Below are 12,054 nucleotides of genomic sequence, written 5' to 3'. Positions count from 1 at the left end.
CTTTTTGGCCTACGTCTTGGTGAAGATGCTTACGATTTGGCGGAAGCCAACACCTCACGTTTCTTGCCACTCGTTTTTTTGTATTTGATTTTGGTCGCTTCCCCGCCCCGCAAATGGCGGATCGACTTGTGGTACTCCAAAATGTGTTTCACCTGGTCAGCAAGATCAGGGTTGATTTCCGGCAGACGCTCCGTCAGATCCTTATGCACAGTACTCTTTGACACGCCGAATTCCTTGGCTATGGTACGGACCGTATTCCTCGTCTCAACAATGCAGCGACCAATTTTGATGGTCCGTTCCTTGATGTAATCGTGCACGCTCCCGCCTCCCTACTGTGTGGATAGTTTGGTACATTATATGAGGAGCATGCCTATATATTCGCGGTTTAGAGGTGTGACAAGCTTCGAAGGTCCCATTATTTTCTGAAAAGCACAAAAAGGGCAGAGGTTTAACCCTCTGCCCATCATGTTGCTGCGGTAAAAATCATTTATTTTTCCGGAAGATATCCTTGTGGGTTAACCGGCTGTCCGTCTTCGTACACTTCAAAGTGAAGGTGGTTGCCGAGCGTTTTACCCAATTCATTGACGCCAGCAGATGCAATCGCATCTCCCTGTTTCACTTCGTCGTCCTGTTTCACTTTGACGTCTGCCAGGCTTTGGTATACCGTCTTCAGGTTATCGCTGTGTGTGATTTCCACAACTTGACCTGTGAGCGGATTCTGCTCAACCCGTGTAACTTTACCGGCAAGCGCTGCTTTGACTTCAAACGTTTTGTTATCCCCACGTGCCAGATCCACACCCGTGTTCGGGATGAATGTATCATTGTACTGCACCATCGCCGCTTCATGTTCCTCGGTTGAAGCTTCGCTATCATAGAAAGGTTTCACTACCGAAATTTCGGACGGTACCGCTACCGGCCATACAAAATTCTCCGACTTTGCAACAACTTCCACACTTTCCTGTTCTCCGCCTGCTGCTGTTCCTTCTGTACCCGCCGATGCGCCTGTTTCTACTACCCCGCTAGCAGGGTCCGAGTTCAGCGTTTTGTCGCCTGTGCCCTGATAGACCCACACTAAGGTTAGTATAATGCCTGCTGCTGCGATGTAGGCTGCCGGGAAGACCCAGCGTTTGGACATTGCTCTTTTCCATGAAGAGGGCTGACTAGCCGGTACTCCTTGAGTTGTTTTAGGAGTTTCTTCTTGGTTTGTTTTTTTGTTTTGTTCATTCATGTTAATCACCTCAGTAACAAGTGTTACCGGGTGCAACTCTTTTATACACGCGCGACTCTAATTATTTTCACGGAGGTTTCAGAGAGTGCTATATAAGGTGGAGATGAGTGTTAGTTCGTGCGCCGCTTCGGGGCCAGAAAACCTTTCGACCGACTGTTATCCCCGGATTTCCTGATTAATTCTCCTAATGGAGAAATCCGGTGATAAAGGCGGACACTACGTTTCTACAGGCCTTTTCTGTCCCCTGCGCTCTCCATACGCTAGCACTCTCCCTATATTTAGCCGAATCTCGAAAGCTCCGGAATGGGTGTTGGTAGAGAAGCCCTAACGATTAGAAATTAAATATTTCTAACGAACTCAGGCGACCTTATTGGCGAGAAAATTACGATTTAGGAATTCTAACGAACCGGAGACACGCTAAAATCTCTTTTAGGCGCTATTATTGGATCAATTCCGTGATATGTCGTGATATAACGCGTCTGAGATTCGTTAGAATGTCCATTCGTCCTGATATGGCCTGATAAGGTCTCTCTGATTCGTTAGCGCGCCAATGGTTATATGGAAAGCCTGATCCGTGCCAAACAAACTTTGACGACTCTCATCCCCCATATACATTTACTCCACATTCGTATCCATTCGAATATTTGCATCTATCCATCCCTGTACCACTCTCCTACTTCGATGCAAGCATCTTGGATGCCTGTCCGAATGAGATGCCGGTATAGTAGTGTTTGAGAATCTGGGTGGCGGTGTGACCCTCCTGCGCCATGCCGTTTGCTCCCCATTGGCTCATGCCAACCCCATGTCCGTATCCATACGTTGTAATCTGAACCTCATCGCCTGCGGTCTTCCAACTGAACTGGCTGGATCTTAATCCGAGTAGCTTTCTGACCTCGGGGCCGCTGAATGTTTCACCTGCGATCTGCATTTCCTTAATCCGATGTCCTTTGGTTGTAGACAATACTTCCATCCACGATCCACTCTTCTGGGCGGTCACCGGAATGGCATCTAGGTTCAGCTTCTGCAGAATCTCGTTACGCTTCATGGTAACGGTCTGTTTGAATCCTGGAGCAAGATTTTTGTCCCATGGACTGTCTACACTTTGCAGATACGGCACAGCGTTCCCCCATACATCCTCCGCATTCTCGGTATACCCATTACTTGTGGAGAAAAAGGATGCGGTAATCGCTTTGCCCTGATATGTCATGACCGTATCTCGACTTTCGCGTACAGCCTGTTGCAGCTTCTCCCATTCCTGCGCTTTCCCTAGACGAGTCCAATCTGCTTTCACCTGATCTGGCGGAATAAACACCTGATGGCTAACCGTATCCGTCACATCCGCCGCACCCGATGGAACACCGCTTGTATCACTCGCAGCGAGTCTTCGTACGATAAATGTGCGAGCTGCAATGGCCTGTGCTTTTAACGCCTCCAGTCTGAATTCCGCTGGCATCTCAGCAGCCACTACGCCGGTAACATAGTCTTCCAGTGGCAGATTCATCGTTGTGCCCGTTGCAGACAGGTATACGCGTACTTGGGGTTCGGGATAGGTAACAGGAACTGCTGGCGCAGGAGCTGGGGTTCTTGTACTGCTGGCATCTGTTGGCGCAGGGATCGGCTTTGGTGATTCGCTCGCCCGCGGCCATACCAGAATTACCGGAATCAGTAATGCCATCGCCAATAGAGCAGATACAGCGGCAGCGGGTTGCCATCTCGTCGTGTTACGCCCCCATCGGGGCTTTCGTCCGAATGTCCGCATTCGGCGACGCTTCACTCGTCGGAATTGGTCCAGCTCAATAACAGGTATATGGATGTGCTCGACTGCCTGTCGGTTTAGCTCATCTGTCGACACCCGTCTTGGACTTGATATTTTTGCAGGCTGTGATGAAATATTCCTCAGGTTCGCTGAGGCTAGCTTGTCTTGTGCCACTCCAGAAACGGTATTCTCCTCCGGCTCTTGCATACCCGGGCGAGGGACAAGGGGTACCTTTACCTGAACACGAGCTTCTTTCATTCGAATATAACCCTCCGTTGTCTATGGCCGGTTAAGTGCCGGTCGTGTTGTTAAAATCCATAGTTTAGGGTATGAGCTAGCGCGATCTGATAGAACCTGATTTAAGAGAAACAAGGCCCTTTTCGTTCCGTTAGCTTTCAATCTTTCTTTTGCCATGTACATCTTAGAAACGTTGATCTGTCGCCGAATATCGGTGTTTAATTCAAAACGGAACCCTATATTAAGTACGCTCTTTCATTTGGTTCAGAATCGGTACAGAATACAATGTTATGCTATACAAGTTAGGACCAGCTATTAATAGAATCAGGTATTAAATATCTCGTTAATCTTTTTGAAAATAAACACAAAAAAAGCCAAGCCGGATGGCTTAGCTTTATCATCTTTTACAATATGTGCTCCATCGTATTCATAATCCACACAACCGTGTGACTCATACGACAGAACATTTTAAAGAAATCCAGTGTTAAGCCAAAGTTGGTTGTACCTTAAACATCGGTACTTCTTTCTCCACTTTTTCACTAGGTGCTTTGGTTGCTTCCAGCTTAGGCTCATCAACCGAGATCCGATAGATGTCAGCGCCAAGTCCATTAAGCTTCTCTGCAAGATGTACATAGCCACGGTCGATGTGATGAACACCGCCCACTTCCGTTGTACCTTCAGCAACAAGACCTGCAATAATGAGTGCTGCACCCGCACGCAAATCGGTAGCCGTTACTTTGGCACCCTTCAGTTTGGCATTACCTGTGATGATGGACGAACGTCCTTCAACTTTGATCTCCGCATTCATCAATTGGAATTCATCCACATGCATGAATCGGTTTTCAAAAACAGTCTCTGTCACGACACTTGTTCCTTCAGATGCGAGCAAGAGTGCCATCATCTGGGATTGCATATCGGTCGGGAATCCTGGGTATGGTAATGTTTTTACATCCACAGCCTTAAGAGGACGATCTGCGATTACACGCACGCCATTCTCATCCGGTTGGATCGTTACACCCATCTCTTCAAGCTTCGCAATAACGGAGCCCAGGTGATCAGAGATTGCACCTTCAATGTACACGTCACCACCAGAGATTGCAGCAGCAGCCATATACGTACCAGCTTCTACCCGATCCGGAATAACGGTGTGTGTTACTCCTGTCAGTTTCTCCACACCTTCGATGCGGATCACTCCAGTACCAGCACCACGTACAATGGCACCCATTCCATTCAGGAAGTTAGCAAGATCCACAATTTCAGGCTCTTTTGCCGCATTCTCCAGAACAGTTACGCCTTCGGCCAATGTTGCAGCCATCATAATATTTTGAGTGGCACCTACGGAAGCCACATCCAGATAAATTTTCGCGCCACGCAACCGACCTTGGCTACGAGCTTCGATATAACCTTGGCCCAAGCTGATCTCTGCGCCCATGGCTTCAAAACCTTTCAAATGCTGATCAATAGGTCGTGTACCGATGGCACATCCACCAGGAAGTGAGATTCTTGTATGACCCATTCGCGTCAACAAAGGCCCCATGACCAGGAAAGACGCCCGCATTTTACTTACCCATTCATACGGGGCTTCACAGGAAGTAAGTTTCTCCGCATTTACGGTAATCACTTCGTCCCGGTATGTAACTCCCGCTCCCAGCGATTCCAACACCTTGTTAATCGTCATCACATCGTCTAGAGGAGGCGCGTCAATAATAACGCTTTGTCCTTCTTCCCCTAAGAGAGAGGCAGCGATGATCGGAAGAACAGAATTTTTAGCGCCGCTAACTTTGACACTTCCGGTCAACCTTTTGCCACCGCGGACGATAAATTTGCTCATCATGGTTCCCTCCGCGCTTTTATTCCCTTTTCTTCATTCCGGAATACGTAAGCCCCACTATGCTAGAAAGGACTGTTGCTGTGTGTGGAATTTCGACATATTTTGGCATGTTGCCACAGATGTCTGTTCAGAAAAGAATTGGTTTTTATAATCCATATCAATGATACCATGTGCCGTGCCTCTTGCTATTCAGCATGTAAAATCAGTGTCTTACAAGCCAGCAGAGCATCAGAACAGACAGAGTGGGATGGTTATTAGCCGGCATCAACCGGATATCCCGTTTATAACTACAAAATAAGTGAACAATTGTGAATTCCCTAACTTCCATCATAACATTGTTGAATTGTACGATACAAGCATTTTTACATAAAACATCTCAAATTCATCCAATTTCACGTCACATTTTTTTCTTAATTTCTTTACCGACAACTCATACTCTAATTGTTAACACAATTAATCGATGTTATTCGACAATGAGCTCCTTGAAGATCCTAACAGATGATTAACCAACCATCTCAACATTAAAACAAATTCTTCAACATTTGGGTCCAAGACAAGTAGTCAATGACAAAGCCAGCAACGGCGTGCCCCAAAATGATGGCGAGCAACAAATGTAACAGTCTTCCCTGAGCACCCCGTGGCTGTCTGATGATCAAATCCAGTTTGAGATTCTGCAAAGCCCACCAAGACAACGCTATACATAACAGGGAGACGATAATTGAGACCAAGGCATTGGTGCTTAGCGCCTGATTCACCTGATTCGTCAGATCAGTATCCATATATTCATTACCTCCACATTTGTTGCAGCGATCAGCATATCATATGCCCAGCAACCATAACTTGTTAGTATACTGGAATGCCTTGAGCATAACATGCTGAGTGTACTGTCAGATTTACTCCTGCCAGGCAGGAATCTCCTGATGCCCAATCACCGAGCAGCAACAATGCGGCTGTGCATGACTATGGAATCTACTACGCAGCTTCCTGCTTCTGCTGACTCTATGGAATATAGGCTCTTTCATCATACATTGTCAATTACATTGATTTCCACTTCTAAAATATTTTAATTTTAAAATGCCGGGATTTTGTGACTAAAACGACATAAAAGAGCGCTATTTCGATATCGATTCTGTCATTTCCTCGGAAATAATTTGAATTTCCCCATGAAAAAAATGGTTCTCTCAGTGGTAAATGCGCCCACTACTTTAGTCCTACATTCTATTCAAATCCTCACAAATAGGTGAATAATCTGCTCAAGAAACTTCTGTTTAATGAAGGAATGTCGCGGAATTTGAAGCCGGTTGTTTTACTATATTCAATAAAACAATTCTATCAATCAAACTCAAAAAAAGCCCGGCAGACTAAGCCGCCGGGCTTCCAAGAATCGTTTATTTGCCGAATACATTAATCCGGTTAACCGCTTTTTGCAGAGCAATCTCTGCACGACGGTGGTCAAAGTGGTCCTGATTGCTTTGGCTTGCAAGCCGACGTTCTGCCCGCTCTTTCGCCGCACGCGCACGATCCACATCAATGTTTTCCGGGAATTCAGCACTCTCCGCAAGTACAACAACCTTATCTTTACGTACTTCGATAAACCCGCCACCGATAGCAACTTGTTTATTTTCTTTTCCGTTACGAATATAGATTGGTGCAATCTGCAAAGGTGTAACCATAGGAATATGACCAGGCAAAATGCCCAGTTCCCCTTCAATACCGCGAGCGGTGATGCTATCCACTTGTTCTGAATATACCAGACGCTCGGGTGTTACAATTTCCAACAAAAAGGTGCTCAATTCCATCCCTCCTGAAACTATCCGAAGGATAGCCCACATAAGGACAATCCTGGATTCAGACTAAACCAGTGTTTTGGCTTTCTCCACTGCCTCTTCAATTGTACCAACAAAGAGGAAAGCTGCTTCCGGAAGATCATCATACTTACCTTCGAGAATCTCTTTAAAGCTGCGCACCGTTTCTTTAACCGGAACGTATTTACCTGGAATACCGTTAAATGCTTCAGCAACGTGGAAAGGCTGGGACAAGAAACGTTGGATTTTACGAGCACGGTATACAAGCGCTCTGTCTTCTTCACTCAACTCGTCCATACCCAAGATTGCAATGATATCTTGCAATTCATTGTAACGTGCCAAGATACGTTTAACGCCTTGAGCTACGCTGTAGTGTTCTTCACCTACAACTTCAGGGGACAAGATCCGGGAGCTGGATGCCAGCGGATCTACCGCAGGGTAGATACCCATCTCGGAAATTTTACGCTCCAGGTTCGTCGTTGCATCCAAGTGAGCAAACGTCGTTGCAGGAGCCGGGTCAGTGTAGTCATCCGCAGGCACGTAGATGGCCTGGATGGATGTTACAGAACCTTTTTTCGTTGAAGTGATACGCTCTTGCAATTGACCCATTTCTGTTGCCAGCGTAGGTTGGTAACCTACCGCGGAAGGCATACGTCCAAGCAAGGCAGATACTTCTGAACCGGCTTGGGTGAAACGGAAGATGTTATCGATAAAGAGCAACACGTCACGGCCTTCTTCATCACGGAAGTATTCCGCCATCGTCAGACCTGTGAGGGCTACACGAAGACGTGCGCCTGGAGGCTCGTTCATTTGTCCGAAGACCATCGCTGTTTTGTTGATAACGCCGGAATCACTCATCTCGTGATACAAGTCATTACCTTCACGTGTACGCTCACCAACACCCGCGAATACGGAGATACCACCGTGTTCTTGTGCGATGTTGTTGATCAATTCCTGAATGGTTACCGTCTTACCTACACCGGCACCACCGAAGAGACCGATTTTACCACCTTTAGCGTAAGGTGCGAGCAAGTCGATAACTTTGATTCCTGTCTCCAGCATTTCTGCTTGGGTAGTCAGTTCATCAAATGCAGGTGCTGAACGGTGAATCGGGTTCTTGTGCTCAGCAGCTACAGCACCGCCAGTATCAATTGCTTCGCCGAGTACGTTAAATACACGACCCAGTGTTGCTTCTCCGACGGGTACAGAGATTGGCGCTCCTGTATCTAAAGCTTCCATACCACGAACAAGTCCATCCGTGGAGGACATCGCAATACAACGTACTCGGTTGTCACCCAGATGTTTCGAAGCTTCGAGTGTAAGGTTTACACTAACGCCGCTCTCACTTACTGTAGTGATCGTAATGGCATTGAGGATTTCCGGCAGACCGCCGCGATCAAACTCGACGTCAACAACCGGACCCATGATGCTCACAACGCGTCCTTTGTTCATCTTAACGTTCCCCTCCTACAAGCCTGCTACTTTTGCAAAAATAATGTACCGTTCGTTTATCTTTGCTCTGCAAGCCTTCATTAATAAAAAAACGGTTAGCCTTGTGCTGCGTTGGCACCTGCCACAATTTCCGTAATCTCCTGCGTAATCGCCGCTTGACGGGCACGGTTATAAGTCAATGACAAGTCATTAATGAGTTTGGATGCATTTTTGGTTGCATTACCCATTGCCGTCATTTTCGCGCCGAGCTCACTTGCCTTACCGTTCAGAAGTGCACCATAGATCAGCGTTTCCGCGTAACGCGGAAGCAAAACCTCCAGTACAGCTTCAGCAGACGGCTCGTATTCGTAGCTTGCCGTTGGTCCTTCCGCAGCAGTTACCTCAGGTGTTTCCATCGGAAGAAGTTTTTCTACCGTAGGAATCTGGGTCAACGCATTCACAAAGCGGTTATAACAAATGTACAATTCATCAAATTCAGCCAGTTCAAACCCATGAACAGCTTCGTGTGCGATGGATTTGATGTCTGCAAATGAAGGCGAATCCGACAGATCCGTTGTTGTGGATGCCATCGCAATTTCACGACGTCTGAAGTAATCGCGTCCTTTACGTCCAATGACGAACAATTCGTAGTCATCCTGGGAGTTGTGGCGCTCTTTGAGCGTCTGATTAACCTGACGCAAAACGTTCGCATTGTATCCACCTGCAAGACCACGGTCCGATGTAATGATCAGGTAAGCTGTCTTTTTGACCGGACGGCTCTCCAGCATCGGATGCTGTATGCCTTGCGTGCTTGATGCAATACTAGCTACAACTTCTTTCAGTTTCTCCGAATAAGGACGGGCTGCTTCCGCTTTTTCCTGCGCTTTACGCAGTTTTGCAGCAGCTACCATCTCCATTGCTTTGGTGATCTGCTTGGTGCTTTGTACGCTTTTAATTTGCCGCTTAATTTCGCGCATGCCTTTTGCCATGATTTCACCACCTCAAAACTTTGACGGGGTCAAAGTTACTTCGTAAGCATCACCACTAGTTTTGACAGAGTCAAAACTACATCGTAAGCATCATCTTTTTTGACAGAGTCAAAGTATTACATGCAGACATGCGGAATCGGTTAGACAACTCCGCACCTGCAATCATTTATTTAGACAGAGACAGCAAAGCTCTTTCTGAACTTCTCAATTGCACCTTTCAGTGCATTTTCGTTGTCTGCAGTCAATTCTTTAGTATCACGGATGGATGCAAGAATCTCCGGATGGCTGCTCTCCATGAACGCGAGGAACTCACGCTCGAAACGAGTAACATCACCTGTTGGAATTTCATCCAGGAATCCTTTAACTGCAGTGTACAAGCTGACAACCTGTTGTTCAACAGGCAGAGGCTGGTTAACACCTTGCTTCAGGATTTCCATCATGCGTGCACCACGATTCAGGCGGGCCTGAGTCGCTTTATCCAGATCGGAACCGAACTGGGAGAACGCTTGAAGCTCACGATATTGAGCGAGGTCGAGACGCAGGGAACCTGCAACCTTTTTCATCGCTTTGATCTGAGCAGAACCACCGACACGGGATACGGAAATACCTACGTTGATCGCCGGGCGTTGTCCAGCATTGAACAAGTCAGCTTCCAGGAAGATTTGTCCGTCCGTGATGGAGATTACGTTCGTTGGAATGTATGCCGATACGTCGGAAGCTTGTGTTTCAATAAACGGAAGTGCGGTTAAAGAACCACCACCAAGTTCATCATTCAGCTTCGCAGCACGCTCCAGCAAACGGGAGTGCAGGTAGAAGACGTCACCCGGATAAGCCTCACGGCCCGGTGGACGACGAAGCAACAAGGAAAGCTCACGATATGCAGAGGCTTGTTTGGTCAAGTCATCATAGATAACCAGAACGTGTTCGCCTTTGTACATGAAGTACTCACCCATCGAACAACCAGAATACGGTGCGATGTACAAGAGTGGTGATGGATCGGAAGCTGCTGCAGTTACAACAATTGTGTACTCCATTGCGCCTTTACGACGAAGAGTTTCCACAACTTGAGCAACCGTAGACTGTTTCTGACCAATAGCCACATAGATACACTTCATGCCGCTACCTTTTTGGTTCAGGATCGCATCAATTGCGATGGATGTTTTACCTGTTTGACGGTCACCGATGATCAACTCACGTTGTCCACGACCGATTGGTACCATTGCATCAATGGCTTTGATACCTGTTTGCATCGGCTCATGAACCGATTTACGATCCATTACGCCTGGTGCTTTACCTTCAACTGGACGGAATTCCGTTGTAGCGATTGGCCCTTTGCCATCTACTGGAATACCGAGAGGGTTCACAACGCGTCCAATCAATGCTTCGCCTACAGGCACTTGCATGATTTGACCAGTACGTTTCACTTGGTCGCCTTCACGAATATCGTAGTAAGGTCCCAGGATAACGACACCGACATTGCTTTCTTCCACGTTCATGGCGAGTCCCATAACACCGCTTGGGAATTCAACCAACTCGTTGGACATGACGTTCTCAAGTCCGTAAACACGAGCGATACCATCACCAACCTCGATTACCGTTCCGACTTCGACTACATCGATATCGGTCTTGTATTGTTCGATTTGGCTCTTAATTAATGTACTGATTTCTTCTGGTTTGATACTCAAGTGTCCTCACCCCAATCTACTGTACTCGTCTGTTAAAAGACTGCTCAAGACGTTCGAGCTTGCCAGCCAAGCTGCCGTCATAGATCGTATCGCCAATGGCGACTTTCAATCCGCCCAGCAGAGTCGGATCAACAATGTTCTCGATACGAATCTTTTTATTCACACGGCCACCGAATTCACGGGCTACCGCTTCTTTTTCTTCATCATTCAATGCATAAGTCGAGTAGACACGAGCATCAGCGATGCCGAGCGACTCACCTTGGATTTTCCGATAATCATTCAGCAAGTCTCCCAGCAATTCAACGCGTCCGCGCTCAATCAACAACAAGACTGTACGAAGAACAGACTCGGATACCTTACCATCAAGACTTGAGTGAAGCACGTTCTGTTTGGCTTCATCAGAAATATTAGGGGATACGATAAATTTCTCGATATCAGCATCTCCGGTCAATGCACTGACTACTGCAACCAGTTCCTGTTCAACCTCAAGCACCTGCTGTTGCTGAAGAGCAACTTCGAACAATGCTTTCGCATAACGCTTGGCAACAATCGTATCGCGGCTCATTGTCGGCCTCCTACCTCATTGAGGTATTGGTTCACAAGTTCTTCTTGTGCAGGACCGTTCTCAACTTCTTTTTTGATCAACTTGGATGCAATCTGAACGGAAGCTGTACCCAGCTCGCTGCGAAGCGCTGCGACTGCTTTGTTCTTCTCGCTCTCGATCTCGCGTACTGCATCGTCTTTCAGACGATTAGCTTCTGCTTTCGCATCAGCCAAGATCGATTCAGCTTGTTTGCCACCCGTTTGTTTGGATTGTTCAATGATGTCGTAAGCATCTTTGCGCGCTTGCTCAAGAGCTTGTTTTTGTTCCTCCACATAGGCAATGGCCTGTTCCCGAGTCTGTGCAGCCTCATTCATCTGCGTCAACACGAGTTCACGACGTTTTTCCATAATGGAGAACAAAGGACCGAAAGCATAACGGCTAAGCAGCCAATATAAAATTGCGAATGCAATAATCGCAAGAAGCGTATTTTCCCATATGAAACTCAATCTGTTCACTCCTTCCTGGAGGTATCCTTGAAACGTTCATCT

The 12,054-nt window shown here is 47.0% G+C and carries 11 protein-coding genes; all 11 read right to left on the bottom strand.

All coding sequences use genetic code 11. The features are described 5' to 3' along the window. Nucleotides 1-29: 29 nt before the first annotated feature. On the bottom strand, nucleotides 30-317 hold the full coding sequence (gene spoIIID, locus PAHA3_RS22955; RefSeq protein WP_024632710.1) for a sporulation transcriptional regulator SpoIIID: 288 nt from the start codon (nucleotides 315-317) through the stop codon (nucleotides 30-32). A gap of 170 nt (nucleotides 318-487) precedes the next feature. Continuing rightward, nucleotides 488-1,228: a M23 family metallopeptidase gene (locus PAHA3_RS22950; RefSeq protein ID WP_062836969.1), complete on the bottom strand. Its 741-nt coding sequence runs from the start codon at nucleotides 1,226-1,228 to the stop codon at nucleotides 488-490. A 673-nt stretch (nucleotides 1,229-1,901) separates the two neighbouring features. Then, nucleotides 1,902-3,242 carry a stage II sporulation protein D gene (gene spoIID, locus PAHA3_RS22945; protein ID WP_062836968.1) on the bottom strand — a complete coding sequence of 447 codons (1,341 nt, stop codon included), beginning with the start codon at nucleotides 3,240-3,242 and terminating at the stop codon, nucleotides 1,902-1,904. A 463-nt stretch (nucleotides 3,243-3,705) separates the two neighbouring features. Further along, nucleotides 3,706-5,052, bottom strand: a complete 1,347-nt coding sequence (gene murA, locus PAHA3_RS22940; RefSeq protein WP_082762960.1) for a UDP-N-acetylglucosamine 1-carboxyvinyltransferase — start codon at nucleotides 5,050-5,052, stop codon at nucleotides 3,706-3,708. Between the two features lie 521 nt (nucleotides 5,053-5,573). Then, the gene (locus PAHA3_RS22935; RefSeq protein WP_062836966.1) at nucleotides 5,574-5,831 is read right to left on the bottom strand and encodes a DUF1146 family protein; all 258 of its coding nucleotides are present in this window, start codon (nucleotides 5,829-5,831) and stop codon (nucleotides 5,574-5,576) included. 609 nt (nucleotides 5,832-6,440) lie between these two features. Continuing rightward, the gene (locus PAHA3_RS22930; protein WP_062836965.1) at nucleotides 6,441-6,845 is read right to left on the bottom strand and encodes a F0F1 ATP synthase subunit epsilon; all 405 of its coding nucleotides are present in this window, start codon (nucleotides 6,843-6,845) and stop codon (nucleotides 6,441-6,443) included. A gap of 60 nt (nucleotides 6,846-6,905) precedes the next feature. Next, nucleotides 6,906-8,309: a F0F1 ATP synthase subunit beta gene (gene atpD / locus PAHA3_RS22925; protein ID WP_047840699.1), complete on the bottom strand. Its 1,404-nt coding sequence runs from the start codon at nucleotides 8,307-8,309 to the stop codon at nucleotides 6,906-6,908. A gap of 95 nt (nucleotides 8,310-8,404) precedes the next feature. Then, a complete protein-coding gene (atpG, locus tag PAHA3_RS22920; protein WP_036612560.1) occupies nucleotides 8,405-9,277 on the bottom strand; it encodes an ATP synthase F1 subunit gamma in 873 nt (290 codons plus the stop codon). A gap of 170 nt (nucleotides 9,278-9,447) precedes the next feature. Beyond that, nucleotides 9,448-10,962: a F0F1 ATP synthase subunit alpha gene (atpA, locus tag PAHA3_RS22915; protein WP_047840700.1), complete on the bottom strand. Its 1,515-nt coding sequence runs from the start codon at nucleotides 10,960-10,962 to the stop codon at nucleotides 9,448-9,450. A 16-nt stretch (nucleotides 10,963-10,978) separates the two neighbouring features. After that, a complete protein-coding gene (locus PAHA3_RS22910; RefSeq protein ID WP_062836964.1) occupies nucleotides 10,979-11,527 on the bottom strand; it encodes a F0F1 ATP synthase subunit delta in 549 nt (182 codons plus the stop codon). Next, entirely contained in the window at nucleotides 11,524-12,012 is a 489-nt protein-coding gene (gene atpF, locus PAHA3_RS22905; RefSeq protein WP_062836963.1) for a F0F1 ATP synthase subunit B, read from the bottom strand. Before atpF ends, PAHA3_RS22910 begins: the two co-directional genes overlap by 4 nt. Between the last annotated feature and the right edge of the window lie 42 nt (nucleotides 12,013-12,054).

It is taken from the genome of Paenibacillus amylolyticus (genome assembly GCF_001570725.1).
In the GTDB taxonomy this organism is placed as follows: domain Bacteria; phylum Bacillota; class Bacilli; order Paenibacillales; family Paenibacillaceae; genus Paenibacillus; species Paenibacillus amylolyticus_A.
The sequence above is the reverse complement of the archived record's forward strand: the minus strand, read 5'-3'. Positions and strand labels throughout refer to the sequence as shown.

Bases quoted from the DNA above. Each gene is read 5' to 3' on its own strand.
- PAHA3_RS22950 (WP_062836969.1), bottom strand. From the start codon at position 1,228: ATGAATGAACAAAACAAAAAAACAAACCAAGAAGAAACTCCTAAAACA.
- spoIID (WP_062836968.1), bottom strand. From the start codon at position 3,242: ATGAAAGAAGCTCGTGTTCAGGTAAAGGTACCCCTTGTCCCTCGCCCG.
- murA (WP_082762960.1), bottom strand. From the start codon at position 5,052: ATGAGCAAATTTATCGTCCGCGGTGGCAAAAGGTTGACCGGAAGTGTC.
- PAHA3_RS22935 (WP_062836966.1), bottom strand. From the start codon at position 5,831: ATGGATACTGATCTGACGAATCAGGTGAATCAGGCGCTAAGCACCAAT.
- atpD (WP_047840699.1), bottom strand. From the start codon at position 8,309: ATGAACAAAGGACGCGTTGTGAGCATCATGGGTCCGGTTGTTGACGTC.
- atpG (WP_036612560.1), bottom strand. From the start codon at position 9,277: ATGGCAAAAGGCATGCGCGAAATTAAGCGGCAAATTAAAAGCGTACAA.
- PAHA3_RS22910 (WP_062836964.1), bottom strand. From the start codon at position 11,527: ATGAGCCGCGATACGATTGTTGCCAAGCGTTATGCGAAAGCATTGTTC.